Source organism: Sedimentimonas flavescens (assembly GCF_019264375.1).
Lineage (GTDB): Bacteria > Pseudomonadota > Alphaproteobacteria > Rhodobacterales > Rhodobacteraceae > Rhodobacter > Rhodobacter flavescens.
The window spans coordinates 59,409-74,989 of record NZ_JAHVAI010000011.1; the positions used below are offsets into that span (position 1 = coordinate 59,409).

Annotated in this window: 14 protein-coding genes; 2 read left to right on the forward strand and 12 right to left on the reverse strand. The window is 66.1% G+C overall.

Annotation, left to right across the window (positions count from 1 at the left end; all coding sequences use genetic code 11):
- Window positions 1-8: 8 nt before the first annotated feature.
- The 12 genes from KTQ37_RS11695 to KTQ37_RS11750 form a co-directional block, all read right to left on the reverse strand.
- Window positions 9-854, reverse strand: a complete 846-nt coding sequence (locus KTQ37_RS11695; RefSeq protein ID WP_218630703.1) for an outer membrane protein assembly factor BamD — start codon at window positions 852-854, stop codon at window positions 9-11.
- A gap of 153 nt (window positions 855-1,007) precedes the next feature.
- Window positions 1,008-1,925: a UDP-3-O-acyl-N-acetylglucosamine deacetylase gene (lpxC, locus tag KTQ37_RS11700; protein ID WP_218630704.1), complete on the reverse strand. Its 918-nt coding sequence runs from the start codon at window positions 1,923-1,925 to the stop codon at window positions 1,008-1,010.
- 236 nt (window positions 1,926-2,161) lie between these two features.
- The gene (gene ftsZ, locus KTQ37_RS11705; RefSeq protein ID WP_218630705.1) at window positions 2,162-3,754 is read right to left on the reverse strand and encodes a cell division protein FtsZ; all 1,593 of its coding nucleotides are present in this window, start codon (window positions 3,752-3,754) and stop codon (window positions 2,162-2,164) included.
- A 211-nt stretch (window positions 3,755-3,965) separates the two neighbouring features.
- Window positions 3,966-5,300 (reverse strand): cell division protein FtsA, encoded by a 1,335-nt coding sequence (ftsA, locus tag KTQ37_RS11710; RefSeq protein WP_218630706.1) that lies wholly within the window; start codon window positions 5,298-5,300, stop codon window positions 3,966-3,968.
- Window positions 5,297-6,229, reverse strand: a complete 933-nt coding sequence (locus KTQ37_RS11715) for a cell division protein FtsQ/DivIB (RefSeq protein WP_218630707.1) — start codon at window positions 6,227-6,229, stop codon at window positions 5,297-5,299. The genes ftsA and KTQ37_RS11715 overlap by 4 nt, the downstream gene beginning before the upstream one ends.
- Window positions 6,217-7,140: a D-alanine--D-alanine ligase gene (locus KTQ37_RS11720; protein WP_218630708.1), complete on the reverse strand. Its 924-nt coding sequence runs from the start codon at window positions 7,138-7,140 to the stop codon at window positions 6,217-6,219. The genes KTQ37_RS11715 and KTQ37_RS11720 overlap by 13 nt, the downstream gene beginning before the upstream one ends.
- Window positions 7,141-7,203: 63 nt before the next feature.
- Complete coding sequence (murB, locus tag KTQ37_RS11725; RefSeq protein ID WP_413243723.1) at window positions 7,204-8,124, reverse strand: UDP-N-acetylmuramate dehydrogenase; 921 nt, start codon at window positions 8,122-8,124, stop codon at window positions 7,204-7,206.
- Between the two features lie 47 nt (window positions 8,125-8,171).
- The gene (locus tag KTQ37_RS11730; RefSeq protein WP_218630709.1) at window positions 8,172-8,426 is read right to left on the reverse strand and encodes a DUF2484 family protein; all 255 of its coding nucleotides are present in this window, start codon (window positions 8,424-8,426) and stop codon (window positions 8,172-8,174) included.
- The gene (locus tag KTQ37_RS11735; RefSeq protein WP_218630710.1) at window positions 8,423-9,610 is read right to left on the reverse strand and encodes an APC family permease; all 1,188 of its coding nucleotides are present in this window, start codon (window positions 9,608-9,610) and stop codon (window positions 8,423-8,425) included. The genes KTQ37_RS11730 and KTQ37_RS11735 overlap by 4 nt, the downstream gene beginning before the upstream one ends.
- A 1-nt stretch (window position 9,611) precedes the next feature.
- Window positions 9,612-11,036, reverse strand: a complete 1,425-nt coding sequence (gene murC / locus KTQ37_RS11740) for a UDP-N-acetylmuramate--L-alanine ligase (protein ID WP_218630711.1) — start codon at window positions 11,034-11,036, stop codon at window positions 9,612-9,614.
- Complete coding sequence (locus tag KTQ37_RS11745; protein WP_218630712.1) at window positions 11,033-12,136, reverse strand: UDP-N-acetylglucosamine--N-acetylmuramyl-(pentapeptide) pyrophosphoryl-undecaprenol N-acetylglucosamine transferase; 1,104 nt, start codon at window positions 12,134-12,136, stop codon at window positions 11,033-11,035. The genes murC and KTQ37_RS11745 overlap by 4 nt, the downstream gene beginning before the upstream one ends.
- A 9-nt stretch (window positions 12,137-12,145) precedes the next feature.
- Window positions 12,146-13,312 carry a peptidoglycan glycosyltransferase FtsW gene (locus KTQ37_RS11750; protein ID WP_218630713.1) on the reverse strand — a complete coding sequence of 389 codons (1,167 nt, stop codon included), beginning with the start codon at window positions 13,310-13,312 and terminating at the stop codon, window positions 12,146-12,148.
- Window positions 13,313-13,536: 224 nt separating this feature from the next.
- Here KTQ37_RS11750 and KTQ37_RS11755 point away from each other — a divergent pair, with 224 nt between their 5' ends.
- Both KTQ37_RS11755 and chrA read left to right on the forward strand, forming a co-directional pair.
- Window positions 13,537-14,466 (forward strand): L-lactate dehydrogenase, encoded by a 930-nt coding sequence (locus tag KTQ37_RS11755; protein WP_218630714.1) that lies wholly within the window; start codon window positions 13,537-13,539, stop codon window positions 14,464-14,466.
- Window positions 14,463-15,581, forward strand: coding sequence for a chromate efflux transporter (gene chrA, locus KTQ37_RS11760; RefSeq protein ID WP_328799726.1), 1,119 nt, complete (start codon window positions 14,463-14,465; stop codon window positions 15,579-15,581). The genes KTQ37_RS11755 and chrA overlap by 4 nt, the downstream gene beginning before the upstream one ends.

Sequence of the window (15,581 nt, forward strand, 5' to 3'; positions counted from 1 at the left end):
CAGCGGCGTCAGAGCCATTCGCCCTTGATCACCTGCCGATAGATCGACGCCAACCAGCTGTCACCCTTGGCCTTGGGCGAAAGCCCGCGGTTCTGAAGCAGCACATAGGCATCGCCGTAGAAGGGCGACGACTGGAAGTTGTGCCCAAGGATCGCCGCCGCCGTCTGCGCCTCGTCCGTCAGACCAAGCCCGAGATAGGCTTCGGTCAGACGCATCAGCGCCTCGGGCGTGTGAGTCGTGGTCTGGAATTCCTCGACCACCACGCGGAAGCGGTTGATCGCGGCGGTGTAGTGCCGCTGCTTGAGGTAATAGCGCCCGATCTCCATCTCTTTCGCGGCGAGATGGTCGAAGGCGAGGTCGAACTTGAGCATGGCCGAGCGCGCATAGTCGCTCTCGGGGTATTGCTCGATCACGTCGCGCAGCGCTTGCAGCGCCTGGAAGGTCAGGCCCTGATCGCGGCCAACCTCGTCAATCTGGTCGTAATAGGACAGTGCCAGCAGGTATTTCGCATAGGCCGCGTCTTCGTCACCCGGATAGGTGTCGATGAACCGCTGCGCGGAACCGCGCGCAGCTTCGTAATCCTTCGCGCGGTGCTGGGTATAGGCTTCCATGATCAGTGCGCGCTTGGCCCATTCGGAATAGGGGTAAAGCCGCTCGACCTCGGAGAAGTAGTACAGCGGCAGATCGGGCCGACGCGGGTTGCCCACTTCCAGCTCATACTCGCCGCGCTTGTAGATTTCCTCGGCCGTGAAGCTCTCGAGCGGAGGCTTGCCGCCATCGCCCGAACAGGCTGCGAGAGCCATCACCAGCATTAGACTTCCGACCCGAAGTGCCGCAGTTCCGCCGCGCGTCATGCCCTGCCCTATCCGTTTCGCCCGAAGCCGTCCCGCCCGGTGCATCGTCCGATCCGCCCCCTCAGAGAGGCGACTGCTTCGCCCGTCCTAGCACAGAAAAATTCCGGGCGCAAAACGCCTTTCGCACCCTTGGGCGAACTGCGGCGATCCGTTTCAGCAGGCAGCAAGCGCCGGGCGGCACACGCCAGCACCGGGCAGACCATAGGCCTGCTGCTGGCTGCAATCTTCCCAGCACCACGCCTGCGGATCGGCGAAAAGCGCACGCAGCAGGCGGTTGGTCATCGCATGGCCCGCGCGCACGCCGGTGTAGCGGCCCAGAATCGGTGCCCCCGCCAGCGACAGATCGCCGAGCGCATCGAGCATCTTGTGGCGCACGGCCTCATCCGAGTGGCGCAGACCGCCGGGGCTGAGAACCTTGTCGCCATCGACGACGACGGCGTTCTCATAGGTGCCGCCCAGGGCCAGCCCGTTGGCGCGCATGTAATCCACATCCGCCTGACGGCAGAAGGTGCGGCTGTCCATCAACTCGCGCACGAAGGCGCCATTGGCCATGTTCAGGCTCTTGGCCTGCTTGCCAATCGCGGCATCGGCGAAGTCGATGGCGAAGTCGATCTCCAGTGCCGAGGCGGGCTCCAGCCGCGCGACGGCCTCGCCCTCGCGCACTTCGACCGGCTTCAGCACGCGGATCGCGCGCAGATTGCCGCCAAGATTGCGCAGGCCGACCTTACGGATCGCCTCGACGAAGGGGGCAGAGGAGCCATCAAGAATCGGAACCTCGGGGCCGTCGATCTCGATCAGAGCGTTATGCACACCGACGCCGGTCAGCGCGGCCATGACGTGCTCGATCGTCGAGATCGAAACACCATCGTCATTCTCGATCAGGGTGCAAAGCTTGGAGGGCGTCACGCGATCCCAGAGCGCCGCAACGCGCGGGTCGGCATCGGCAATATCGGTGCGGCGGAAGACAATCCCGTGCCCGGCGGGCGCAGGCCGCAGGACCATCCGCACGGGGGCACCGGAGTGCAGGCCCACGCCGTCGAAGGTCACCGAGGAACCGAGTGTCGTCTGCACGATCTTGCCCTTTCGTTACACGTTGTTCCCGGGACGGAATGCATTTGTTTCCGCCAGACCCGGGTCCGCAGCATCAGTTAAGAAACCCTGACGCGCATCACAACTCACTCTTTGCAACAAACTGAAACAAATGAATGCAGCTGCGGCAAAACCCCGCCGAATGCGGCGTAAGTTAATGAATTCACAATGAAAAAGGCCGGGTCTCCCCGGCCTTCTCAGGAAAGTTTGTGAAGCGATTAATTCGCCTGACGACGCAGGAAGGCCGGAATCTCGATCCGATCCTGCTCACCGTCACCCTCATCCTCATAGGCAGCCTGCTGCGGCTGCACCGCTTGACGCTGCGGCATTTCCTGCCCCGGCTGCGCGGCATGGCCGGTCATGCGGTTGATCAGCGAGTTGATGCCGAAGCGCGGCTTCTCGGCCTGCGGCTGGGGCTGCGGCGCTGCCGGACGGCTGGCCGACATCGACGGGCGCTGCGCGGCTTGCTGCTGAGGCACCTTGCTCACAGCAGCCTGGAGGCGCGCCATCGCTTCGGGCGAGGGCGTTCCGGGCGCGCGCGGACGGGGCGCCACGAAGGCAGCCGCATCTTCCTCGACATGCAGATCGCGCGGCGCGGCCGGACGCGGCTGATAGGCCGGGGGCGGCAGATGATCGGCGGCTTCCGGCTGCTGCGGCGCGGGGGCCGCGTCGAACAGGTTGCGCTCGACCGGCTGCGGCGCCGGAGCAACGGGTTGGCTGGCGGCAACCGGCTGCGGAGCGGGCTGCGGCGCCGGAGCGGCGGCGACCGGAGCAACCTCGGGTTCGGCGGGCTTCAGCGGCTCGGCCAGCGAACGGCGCGGCACCGGAATTTCGATCGTCGCAGGCGCGGCGTCGATACCCGTCGCCACGACCGAAACGCGCATCGCGCCTTCCATCTCGGGGTCCAGCGTCGAGCCGACGATGATGTTGGCCTCCGGGTCCACCTCTTCGCGGATCCGGTTCGCGGCCTCGTCCAGTTCGAACAGGGTCAGGTCGTAGCCGCCGGTGATGTTGATCAGCACACCCTTGGCGCCCTTGAGCGAGATCTCGTCGAGCAGCGGGTTGGCGATGGCCTTCTCGGCGGCCTGCACGGCGCGGTCGTCGCCCGCGGCTTCGCCGGTGCCCATCATGGCCTTGCCCATCTCGTCCATCACCGCGCGCACGTCGGCGAAGTCGAGGTTGATCAGGCCCGGACGGACCATCAGGTCGGTCACGCCCTTGACGCCCTGATAGAGAACGTCGTCGGCCATGGCGAAGGCCTCGGTGAAGGTCGTGCGCTCATTCGCCAGACGGAACAGGTTCTGGTTCGGGATGATGATCAGCGTATCGACGACCTTTTGCAGCGCCTCGATACCGGCCTCGGCCTGACGCATCCGCTTGGTGCCTTCGAACTGGAAGGGCTTGGTCACGACGCCGACGGTCAGCACACCCAGCTCACGCGCAGCCTGCGCAATGATCGGGGCAGCCCCGGTGCCGGTGCCGCCGCCCATGCCAGCGGTGATGAAGCACATATGCGCGCCGGCCAGATGATCGACGATCTGCTCAATGGATTCCTCGGCGGCGGCCGCGCCGACGCTCGGGCGCGCACCGGCACCCAGACCCTCGGTAACCTTCACGCCCATCTGGACGCGGGCCGAGGAACGCGACTGTTGCAACGCCTGCGCATCGGTATTGGCCACGACGAATTCGACCCCTTCGAGGGCCTTTTCGATCATGTTGTTGACTGCGTTGCCCCCGGCGCCGCCGACGCCGAAAACGGTGATCCGCGGCTTCAGCTCTTCGTGATCCGCCATCATCAAATTCAAGGTCATGGGATTTCCGCCTGTTTTTATGTGATGAGCCGCGCCGCCGCGGCCAATTGCCCCCAAAATTAGACCGATTTTAGCTTCGAATCCGGGGAACGTCACTTAAAAAACACGTTCTCTCCACAAAATGTGGAGAGCGCCTTGCCGCTGTCAGCGGTATTTCGCGCATACGTCAGGATCTGGTGGAAGCGAATCGGGCAGGCCCCTGCCCTAGCTTTCACCAGTTCTCGCGGAACCAACGGAATGCCCGGCGCAGCGAGCGCGCGCCAAGCCGTTCGGCGGGGGCTTCGAAATCCCACCATTCGTCCTGCGGATGGGCCGCAAACAGCGCCAACCCGACCACTGAGGAAAAGCTCGACCCCGTCGCCGCCTGCGGCAGACCCTGGACGCGCAGCGGCCGCCCGAGGCGCACGTTATGGCCAAGAATACGTGCCGCCAGCCCGTCGAGGCCGGGGATCTGGCTCGCGCCGCCCGTCAGCACGATCTGCTGCGAGGGCAGATGATCAAAGCCCGCGGCATCCAGCAGGGCACGCACATCTTCGAGGATCTCTTCGACACGCGGACGCATGATGCCGATCAGCTCGGCACGGCTGACCTGGCGGCGGTCTTTTTCCCAGTCGCCCGAGCTGCCCGACAGCTCGATCAGCTCGCGGTCGTCCATACCGGTCGCGACAACGCCACCGTGGAAGGTCTTGATCCGCTCGGCCACCGCCATGGGCACCTGAAGCCCCGCCGCGATGTCGCGCGTCACGTGATCGCCGCCAAGACGCACCGCATCGGCAAAGATCATGTGCTTTTTCATGAAGATCGACACGCCGGTCGCGCCGCCACCCATGTCGATACAGGCGGAACCCAGTTCCAGCTCATCCTCGACCAGCGATGACAGCCCCGAAACATAGGCCGAGCTTGCCACCCCGGCGAGTTCCAGATCGCAGCGGCGGATGCAGTAAATCAGGTTCTGGATAACCGTTTCATCGACCGTCAGCAGGTGCATATCCACCGCCAGACGCTGCCCGACATGGCCGCGCGGATCGCCCAGACCCGAGCGATGATCCAGCGCGAAGTTCACCGGATGGGCGTGCAACACTTCGCGCCCCTGCCCGATCGGGGGCAGATCGCACGAGGCCAGCACCCGCGCCACATCCTGCTCATCGACCTGGCCGCCCAGAACCTCGACATCGCCGGCCAGCCCGTAGGAACGCGGCTCCGCACCGGCAAAGCAGGCAATGACGTGATCGACGCGCGTATTGGCCATCTTCTGCGCGGCCTGAACGGCGGTGCGGATCGCGCGCTCGGTCTCGGCCATCGCGTCGATCTCACCAAAGCGCACCCCGCGCGAGCGGGTCGTGGCCGCGCCGATCACCCGGAAGCCGGACTGCCCAGCCAGCGAGCCGATCCCCTCGGCGTCACGCAGCGTGTCCGCCCCGTCGAAGCGCAACACGAGGCAGGCGATCTTTGATGTCCCGATATCCAGAAGCGCCACAACACCGCGCTGCATCGCCGCCTTGCGCATGTTCCGCATCGCACGTTGGGACTGGTAAAGATCGGTCATGGCGTTGCCTTCACTTGGATCGTCTGCCCGGCCAGCGTCTTGAACGTGTCCATCGCGCTTGCGCTAAGGCGCAGCGTCGGGCGTTCGCGGTTGCGCAGGTCGAGCTGGGTGAAATCGCGGGCCAGCAGATCCTCGGCCGCGTCGAGCGCGAGCAGGCGCTCGACCGCGCGGGCGGGCTCAGCCTCGGGCAGAAGAATGCGCTGATCGTGGTCAAGCACCAGATCCCAGCGGCGCTCGCCCATCCGCACGAGGCCACGGGTGCGCGGCAGGATCGGCTGCGCGGCTTCAAGGATCTCAAGCGCCTCGGGCACGGCGGCATCGGCGCCCAGCCCCGCGACCAGCGGCAGGTCAGAACGCGCGGCGCGGTCCAGAAGGGTCGCAACACGGTGACCGGTCTCGTCAAGCATCTCGATCCCGGTGACGGTGCGCCACAGGATCGCGGGTTCACGCTCGGTCACGCGCACCGCAAGCAACCCGCCCGAGCGCACGACGATCGACACGTCGCGCACCGCATCAAGCTTGGCGATGGTGTCGCGGTAATTATCCAGATCGATCGCGAAGGACGAGGCGGGAAGCGGCACGGGAAGCATCGCGCGGATCGCGGTGTCGACCTCGGGCGATGCGCCCTCAATCTTCATCAGCGAGACCATGAATTCCGGGCGGTTCTGCACCGCCGTCTTGATGTCCTGATAATCCTGCATCAGATCGGCGCGTCGGCCCTCATCGCCAAGCCAGATGCCAAGCCCGAGCGTCACCGCGAAGACCGGCACGCCGACCCGGGTGAACGCACGCACCAAGGGGGTCAGCCACAAACGCTCCAGCCGATAGGCCAGACGCGAGGGCGCGGGATCGCGGCGCATGGCGCGCGGGGCGGCCGCGCGCGGCTGATCGCGGTGCAGATAGCGGGGTTCGGCGCTCAGCGGTCGCATGAGGCATCCTCCACCAGCCAGGCGCAGAGATCGGCGAAAGACAACCCTTCAGCGGCCGCCTGTTCGGGCGAAAGCGAGGTCGGCGTCATACCGGGCTGGGTGTTGGTTTCCAGCAGAACCAGCCCCGCAAGGCCGCGCGTGTCGTCCCAACGGAAATCAGTGCGGCTAAGGCCCCGGCAGCCTAGCGCCTTGTGCGCGCGCAGCGCGTAGTCGCGGCAGGCCTCGGTGATCTCGGCGGGGATGTTTGCGGGGCAGACGTGGCGCGATCCGCCGACATTGTATTTGGCGGCGTAGTCATACCAGCCCGTTGTGATGATCTCGGTCACACAAAGCGCGCGGTCGCCCAAGACCGAACAGGTCATCTCGCGCCCCGGCGCATAGGTTTCGACCATCACAACATCTGGCATCGTATCGGCCAACTGCGGCGGGCTGTTTGCGCCATCGGTGACCAGATAGACGCCGACCGACGAGCCTTCGTTGTTCGGCTTGACGACATAAGGCACCGGCAGAACGTGACGCGCCATCACCTCGGATTTGGTCGCCAGAACGCTTTCGACGACCGGCAGGCCAGCAGCGCGGTAAACGTCTTTCGAGCGGCTCTTGTCCATCGCGATGGCCGAGGCCATGACGCCCGAGTGGGTATAGGGGATCCGCAGCCATTCAAGCAGGCCCTGAACGCAGCCATCCTCGCCCCAACGGCCATGCAACGCATTGAAAACACAATCGGGTTTCGCATCACTCAGGCGCGCGGGCAGATCCGCCCCCGCGTCGATCTCGATCACATCGAAACCCGCCACCCGCAGCGCCTCGGCACATTCACGCCCCGAGGAGAGCGACACTTCCCGCTCTGCGGAAAGACCACCCTTCAAAACCGCTACACGGTGGGTTGCCCTGCTCGACACACCCGCCAATTTCGCCTCTCCCGGGGTTGTCCCCGTGGAATGTTGTTCGTTGTCAGTCGCGCGCCGGGCTGATCAATATTCGCCCACGCGCATGATTTCCCACTCTAGCGAAATTCCCTGGGTCTGCAAAACCTTTTTGCGGACCTCTTCGCCAAGGGACTCAAGATCTTGTGCCGTGGCGCCGCCTGCGTTGATCATGAAATTCGAGTGCATCTCGCTCATCTGCGCACCGCCGATCCGGGCGCCACGCATGCCGGCGTTGTCGATCACCTTCCAGGCCTTGAGATCGTGCACATCGTCGGCCCGCCCGGTCGAGGACGCCCCCGAGGGGTTACGGAAGGTCGAACCGGCCGAACGTTCCTTGGTCGGCTGGCTGGCGTCGCGCTTGGCAAGCTGATCCTCCATCCGCGCGGCAAGCGCATCGGGCGCGCCTTTCACGGCCCGGAAGGTCGCCGAGACCAGAACAGCCCCCTCGGGCAGAACGCTTGAGCGATAGGCAAAGCGCAGATCCGTGGCCGTCAGCGTGAGGCGCTGGCCGGTGCGCAGAACAACCTCTGCGCTGACCAGACAATCGGCGACATAGGAGCCATAGCAGCCTGCATTCATCCGTACCGCACCGCCGATCGAGCCGGGAATGGTGCGCAGGAAGGTCAGATCAAGCCCCGCCTCGGCGGCTTTGCGCGCGACATGGGCATCCAGCGCGGCGGCCCCGGCGGTGACGGTATCGCCCGAGATCTCAATCGCATTGAAGCCGCGCCCAAGCCGGATGACAACCGCCCGAATACCCCCGTCGCGCACGATCAGGTTGGAACCAACCCCCATCGGAAATACCGGAACCTCTGCCGGAAGGGCCGCCAGGAAGGCCGCCAGATCCTCGGCATCCGCAGGCTGGAAGAACCAGTCCGCCGGGCCACCGACCCGAAGCCAGGTCAGATCGGCAAGCGAGCGGTTCGGCGTCAGGGTGCCGCGCGGGGTATAGGCCATGTTTTCCATGGCCACGCTCTACCCCGCGACGGGGGCGCTCGACAAGAGGCGCGGCGCTATTCCGAATGCGCCCCGCGATCCGAGCGTAGCGAGCGCAGCAGGTATTTCACCGGCCAGCGCAGGACCGACAGGCCGCCTGCCAGCACAAGGATGCCCCAGACCGGCCCATTCTCATAGGTCACCCAGCCCAGCAACGGCACCCCAGTGGCGATCAGCACCCAGGCCGCCGGCCAGTGCCAGCGGTTCGGGCCGACCGCGATCAGGGTGGCGATCAGCGCCCAGACACAGGCGGCAGTCAGCGAATGGGTCATGCGACACCCCCAAGTGCGGCGAACAACGCGGCCGCCGAGGCCGCCGCGCCGAACAGCGGCACGATCATCGGAACGCGGAACGACGCCTCGGCGCTGCGGCGTTTGAGGAAGACAAGCGACAGGTTCACAAGGATGAAGACCCCCAGCAGCACCATCGAGGTTGCCTGCGCCAGCGCCGATACCGGCAGCATCAGCGCGGCGGTCAGCATCAGCGCGCCCGCAAGCACCGTCCCCAGAACCGGCGTGCCAAAGCGCGGATGCGCCTTGTTGAAGATGGCAAGCCCCGGCTCGCGCCGCCCCAGCCCGAAGAGAACTCGCGCCGCCATGACGATCTGCGCCAGCACGCCGTTCAGCGCCGCCGCTACCGCGATCGCCGCAAGCAGCTGCGCCGAATTGCCCGCGCTTTCCCAGACCAGCGCCAGCGGACGCTCGGACCCCGCAAGGGTTTCAACCGGCACGGCGCGCACGGCGGCATAACTGACCAGCAGATAAAGCGCCGTCGTGATCGCCAGCGCGGCAAGGATCGAGCGCGGCAGGGTGCGGTTCGGGTCGCGCACCTCCTCAGCCATGTTGACCATGTCCTCAAAGCCGATGAAGGCGAAGAAGGCCAGTGCAGCGGCCCCCGCCACACCCGACCAGTTCACCGGCGGCAGCGCGGCCATCTCGGGGACGGCGGGCGCGGAAAACCCCGCCCAGATCACCAGCGCAAGGCCCACGACCTCGATCAGCGTCAGGATCGCGGCAAAGGCAATGGACTCAAGCACCCCGACAACCGCCAGCGCAGTCAGCGCAACGCCAAGCCCGAGGATGATCGGCGCGGGCTCCAATGGCACGAGCAGCGCCAGATAGCCCGCCCCGCCCCGCAGGACGGCAGCAGCGGAAATGACACCTGCGAGCACGATGGCCAGTCCCACCAGAACGGCCAGCGCATGGCTGCTCAGGCCTTCTGCCACATAGGCGACCTCTCCGGCAGCTTCGGGCAGACGCACCGAGAGCTCGGCATAGGACAGCGCCGAAGGTGCGGCCACTACGCCTGCGATCAGGAAGGCCAGCGGCGCCCAGATCCCGGCCTGCGCCGCGACGGCGCCGACCAGAACATATACGCCCGCTCCGACCATGACGCCCACCCCATAGGCGGTCATCAGGCCGGGGCCGAGACGCCGCTTGAGGGCAGGCGTGGCCATGTCAACTGGTTCCTAGCCGCGCGGGCAAACCATTCGCCCAGGTAGAAATGGTCCCTGCGCCAAGGCACACGACGATATCGCCCGGCCGGGCCTGTTCCTTCACCAGCCGCGACAGGTCTTCCTCGGACAGGATTGCGCGGGCATCGCGGTGGCCGTGGCGGATCAGGCCCGCCACCAGATCGTCGCGCGAGGCGCCCGGGATGGGTTCTTCGCCCGCGGCATAGACCTCGGCGATGGCGACGACGTCGGCCTCGTTAAAACAGGCGCAGAAGTCGTCAAAGAGGTTGTGCAGGCGCGAGTAGCGATGCGGCTGGTGCACGGCGATCACGCGCGCATCGGGCGTGCCCGACACGGCCTGACGGGCGGCACGCAGCACGGCCGCGATCTCGACCGGGTGATGGCCGTAATCGTCGATGATGCTCACGCCGCCCAGAACCTCGCCCACCTTGGTGAAGCGCCGATTGACGCCACCAAAGTTGGCCAGCGCCTCTCGGACCTCTTCCTTCTTCATGCCGAGGTGACGCGCCACGGCCACGGCGGCCAGCGCGTTCGAGACGTTGTGGTCCCCCGGCATGGGCAGGGTGCAGCCCTCGATTTTCGAGCCTTCGCCCTCGCCCTGAAGCAGGATGTCGAAATGCGCGATGCCCTTCTGGAAGGTCAGGTTCACCGCACGGACATCTGCCTGCGCGTTGAAGCCGAAGGTCACCACGCGGCGGTCGTTGACCTTGCCGACCAGCGCCTGCACCTCGGGGTGGTCAGTGCAACACACGGCCAGACCGTAGAACGGGATGTTCGAAACGAAATCGTAGAACCCCTTGCGCAGGTTCTCGATCGTGCCCCAGTGCTCCATGTGCTCGGGGTCGATATTGGTCACGATAGCGACGGTCGCGGGCAGACGATTGAACGAGCCGTCGCTTTCATCGGCCTCAACCACCATCCATTCGCCCGCACCGGCGCGCGCGTTCGAGCCATAGGCATGGATGATGCCACCATTGATCACGGTCGGGTCAAAGCCGCCCTTGTCGAGCAACGTCGCCACCATCGTCGTGGTGGTCGTCTTGCCATGCGTGCCAGCCACCGCGATGTTCGAGCGCAGGCGCATTAGTTCGGCCAGCATCTCGGCGCGGCGCACCACCGGCAGCCCACGGCGGCGGGCTTCTTCCAGTTCCGGGTTGCCCGGCTTGATCGCCGAAGAGATCACGACAACAGCCGCCTCACCAATATTCTCGGCGCGCTGACCCTCAAAGAATGTCGCGCCAAGCTCGACCAACCGATCGGTGATCTTCGAGGCCTTGGCGTCCGAGCCCTGAACCCCAAAGCCCTGCGTCATCAGCACTTCAGCGATGCCAGACATACCGATGCCGCCGATGCCGACGAAGTGGATCGGCCCAATGTCTCCGGGAAGCTTGGTGGCGGCTGCGCTCATGACGGATTTCCTGCAAGATGTTCGACAATTTCAACCAGCCGCCCGGTGGCATCGGGAATACCGTAGCGCAAGGCAGCGTGGGCCATTTGCACCGCCCCCCCGGGATTGTCCAGAACAAGGGCGACCTGTTCGGCCAGCGCGGCGGCCTCCAGCTTGCTCTCGGGGATCATGATCGCAGCACCCGCCTCGACCAGCCCACGGGCATTGGCGGTCTGGTGATCGCCGGTTGCAGCGGCGAATGGGATCAGGATCGAGGGCCGCCCGATGACCGAGATATCGGCGACCGACGAGGCCCCCGAGCGCGAGATCACCAGCTGACATTCCGACAGGCGACGCGGCACATCGTTGAAGAAGGGTTGCACCTCGGCGTTGATCCCGGCCGCGGCATAGGCGGCGATGACGCGCTCCATATCCTCTTCGCGGGCCTGATGGGCGATCCGCAACCGGGTGCGTAGCGCCTCGGGCAGGTTTGCCAGCGCGACGGGAACCACATCCGACAAGATGCGCGCGCCCTGCGAGCCACCGATCACCAGCACCGACATCGGATAATCGCCCGGCGGAATATAGGGCGCGCCTGCGCGCTCCAGCACCGAAGCGCGCACCGGGTTGCCGGTGTGAATGCCCTCGACCCCGGCGGGCAAATCGGTGGGCCAGGTGCCGCAGGCAAAGGCGCGCACCTTCTTGGCAAAGACCTTGTTCACACGCCCCATGACGCCGTTTTGTTCATGAATGGCCGAGGGGATGCGCAGCAATTGCGCCGCCGACAGCGCCGGGATCGTCGGGTATCCGCCGAAACCGACCACAACGCTCGGCCGGTCGCGCAGCCCCGCCTTCACGGCAGCGGCAACCCCGCCCGCGATGCGGAACGGCACGCCCAGTTTGGCCAGCGCCCCGCCACGCGCGAAGGTCGCCGAGGCGACCTGCTCGATCTGCACCACATGCGGGAAGCCCCCGGCATAGCGCGCGCCCCGCGCATCGGTGGACAGCTTGACCCGCCAGCCCTTGCGCACCATCGCCTCGGCCAAGGCCTGCGCGGGGAACATATGCCCCCCCGTGCCGCCAGCGGCGATCAGAAGAAGCTTGGAGTTGCGGCTGGTCATGACGACCTCTCAGTGTTTGCGGCGGGCCAGGATGTCGGAAATCTCGCCCTGCGGCCGGGTCCGGGTCAGCGCGAGCAGCATCCCCACCGCGATCCCCGAGGCGATCACGGACGAGCCGCCGTAGCTGACGAAGGGCAGCGTCATGCCTTTTGCGGGCAGCAGGCGCACGGCGACACCCATGTTGATCAGCGCCTGCACACCGAAGGCGCAGGCCAGGCCTGCCCCGGCGAGCCGGGTAAAGGGGTCGCGCTCTTTCATCAAGCGCATGAGCGAGCGCGCCACCACCGTTGCGTAAAGCGCGATGATGCACAGCACCAGAACAAGGCCGTATTCCTCGGCGGCGACTGCGATGATAAAATCCGTATGCGCATCTGGCAGCGACCATTTCACCGTGCCCTCGCCCACGCCCACGCCGAAAAAGCCTCCCTCCTGGATCGCGTTGGTTGCATATCCGATCTGGGTGCGCGGGTCGATCTCGGTCGAGAGGAAGCCGTTGATCCGGCGGGCGAAATGCTCGGAGGTGTTATAGGCCAGCACGCCACCCGCTGCCGTCAGCCCGCCGATGGCGGTCAGCAACGTGATCGGCGCGCCGCCCACGAAATACATCACCATCCAGGAAAACAGGATCAGCGAGGCCTGCCCAAAGTCGGGTTGCAGCGCCAGCGCGACGACGATGATCGCAGTCAGGATGAACGAATAGAACCGCCCCGGGGGGCCGCCCACCTCATGCGCCGCCGAAATGAACCAGGCGGCGATGATGACAAAGGCGGGCTTGAGGAACTCGGACGGCTGCACCGAGGCGAATCCGAACGAGAACCAGCGCACGGCACCCTTGCCGAAATCCGTCCCGAAAACCGGCAGCAGCAAGATCGCCACGAAGGCCCCGGCAAAGCCCAGAACACCCAACCGGCGCACCTGTGTCGGGCTCATCATCGAGATCAGGCCCGCGACACCAAGCGCGACGATGCCGAAGAAGGCCTGTCGCTTGACGTAGTAGAAGGGCTCCAGCCCGTTCTTGTCCGCCAGCGGCACCGAGGCCGCCAACCCCAAGAGCATTCCGATGCCGAAAAGCACCAGAATGGCCGAGAGCGACCACTTGTCGATCGTCCGCCACCATCGGGGGAGAACAGGCTCACCTGCCCTTACGGGCACGGTGCCAAACACCATCTCTGTCATGGCTAAACCGCCGTCGCTGCCTCTGAACTGCCCGTTTTCCGGGTCTGCCTGAAAGCTTAGCCCAAAGTGCTAGCGCTGCATAGGGGAACATGGGCCGAACGGCAGGGTTTCGCCCGCCCCCACGCGGCACTCGCGCAAAGGTGAAGTGACTGGCCTGACTACATGAATTGAGGGTTTTCGCCCCGGTAGGCGCATGGCATGGTGGCGCAAACCGGAGGGGTGCGATGAAGGTCGGGATCGTCGGAGCGGGCATGGTCGGATCGGCCGCGGGCTATGCGCTGGCGCTGCGCGGCGGCGCGAGCGAGATCGTGCTGATCGATCACAACGCGAAGCTGGCCATCGCGCAGGCCGAGGATATTGCCCATGCGGTGCCCTTCGCCCATGCCTGTGTCGTCCGCGCAGGCGGCTACGAGGAGCTTGAGGGCGCGGGCGTGGTGATCCTCGCCGCAGGTGTCGCACAAAAACCCGGGGAAAGCCGCCTCAGCCTGTTGTCACGCAATGCCGCGGTGTTCTCCGAAGTCATCGCTCAGGTCCGCCGCAATGCCCCCGATGCGATCCTGCTGATCGCCTCGAACCCGGTCGATATCATGACCGAGGTCGCCCTACGCGCCTCGGGCCTGCCGCGCGAGCGAGTCATAGGCTCGGGCACCATCCTCGACACGGCGCGCTTTCGCAGCCTTCTGGGCACTCATCTGGGCATCGCGCCGCAATCCGTCCACGCCTATGTACTTGGTGAACATGGCGATTCCGAGGTTCTGGCCTGGTCCGCCGCCCGTGCGGGCTCGGAGCCCATCGCGCGCTTCGCGGTGCAGGTCGGCGCGCCGATCACCGGCGAGATCCGCGAGCGCATCGACGCGGGCGTGCGCCGCGCGGCCTATCGCATCATCGAGGGCAAGGGCGCGACCTGGTATGGTATCGGCGCTGGCCTTGCGCGCATCGTGCAGGCGATCCGCGATGATCAGCGCACCGTCCTGTCGGTCTCGATCGTCACGCCCGAGGTTGAAGGCGTGCAGGACGTCGCCCTCAGCCTGCCGCGCATCGTGGGGCGCGCGGGTATTCTGACCACCTTGATGCCGGAACTGGCCGAGGGTGAGGCGGCAGCACTGCGTGCCTCGGCCGAATTGCTCAAGGAAACGGGCGCAGGTTTGCGGTGATCGAGGTTTTCTGGGCCTTCCTGAAGCTTGGCCTGAGCAGCTTCGGCGGCCCTACCGCCCATATCGGCTATTTCCGCACCGAGTTCGTAACGCGCCGCCGCTGGCTTGACGATGCAGCCTTTGCCGAGCGGCTGGCGCTGGCCCAATTCCTGCCCGGCCCCGCATCCTCGCAGCTAGGTTTCGCGATCGGTTGGCATCGCGCCGGGCCGGGCGGGGCGCTGGCTGCCTTTCTGGGCTTTACCCTGCCCTCGGCAATACTGATGGCGGCAGCCGGGCTTTGGGCGGTGCAACTGGCGCCCGAAGGTGCCACGGCCGGGGCGCTCTCGGGCCTCAAGCTGGTCGCTCTGGCAGTGGTGGCACAGGCCATCTGGGCGATGTCCCGCGCGCTTTGCCCGGATCTTCCGAGGCGAGCCCTGGCCGGGTTGGCCTGCGTGGCGCTGCTGATCTGGCCCGTTGCAGTGCTTCAGATCGGGGTCATCGCGCTTGCGTCCCTGTTCGGCGCCCTGTCGCCCTGGTTCGCACGACCTATCGCATCCCCCGCGCCGCCGATGTATGAGACACAGGCCCGCCCGCTTGCCATGATCTTGCTGGTGATGTGTGCCTGCCTCGCCCTCGCGCCGCTAGCCCATGCCTATCTGAGTTCAGGCGCGCTGGTCTTCGGAGGCGGCCATGTGGTCTTGCCACTCTTGCGTGAGGCGCTAGGCGCCCGGATCGACGCCGAGAGCTTCCTGGCCGGATACGGCCTTGCCCAAGCGATGCCCGGACCGCTCTTTACCTTCGCAAGCTATCTTGGCGCGATCGAGAAGGGTGCGCTTGGCGCCCTGATAGCAACGGCGGCCATCTTCGCCCCGGGCTTTGCCCTTTACGCTCTGGCGCTGCCCCTGTGGTCACGCATCTGCGCGCGCAGTGCCGCGCGCGGCGCCGTCAGCGCCGCCAACGCCGCCGTCGTGGGCATCCTGGCCGCGACCTGGCTTGCGCAATTGCTGCCCGCCGGGCTGGTCAGCGGCAGACATATCGCCATTTCCGCAGGCCTTCTGGCGCTGGCCTTCGCGCCGCGCGTGCCGCCAGTGGGGCTGGTCATCCTGGGCACGGGATTGGGCGCGGCGCTGCTGTAG

Coding starts and splice junctions, on each gene's coding strand:
- murC (WP_218630711.1), bottom strand. CDS start 11,036: ATGAGCGCAGCCGCCACCAAGCTTCCCGGAGACATTGGGCCGATCCAC.
- KTQ37_RS11745 (WP_218630712.1), bottom strand. CDS start 12,136: ATGACCAGCCGCAACTCCAAGCTTCTTCTGATCGCCGCTGGCGGCACG.
- KTQ37_RS11730 (WP_218630709.1), bottom strand. CDS start 8,426: ATGACCCATTCGCTGACTGCCGCCTGTGTCTGGGCGCTGATCGCCACC.
- KTQ37_RS11735 (WP_218630710.1), bottom strand. CDS start 9,610: ATGGCCACGCCTGCCCTCAAGCGGCGTCTCGGCCCCGGCCTGATGACC.
- KTQ37_RS11715 (WP_218630707.1), bottom strand. CDS start 6,229: ATGCGACCGCTGAGCGCCGAACCCCGCTATCTGCACCGCGATCAGCCG.
- murB (WP_413243723.1), bottom strand. CDS start 8,124: ATGGAAAACATGGCCTATACCCCGCGCGGCACCCTGACGCCGAACCGC.
- KTQ37_RS11750 (WP_218630713.1), bottom strand. CDS start 13,312: ATGACAGAGATGGTGTTTGGCACCGTGCCCGTAAGGGCAGGTGAGCCT.
- KTQ37_RS11755 (WP_218630714.1), top strand. CDS start 13,537: ATGAAGGTCGGGATCGTCGGAGCGGGCATGGTCGGATCGGCCGCGGGC.
- ftsZ (WP_218630705.1), bottom strand. CDS start 3,754: ATGACCTTGAATTTGATGATGGCGGATCACGAAGAGCTGAAGCCGCGG.
- KTQ37_RS11695 (WP_218630703.1), bottom strand. CDS start 854: ATGACGCGCGGCGGAACTGCGGCACTTCGGGTCGGAAGTCTAATGCTG.
- ftsA (WP_218630706.1), bottom strand. CDS start 5,300: ATGACCGATCTTTACCAGTCCCAACGTGCGATGCGGAACATGCGCAAG.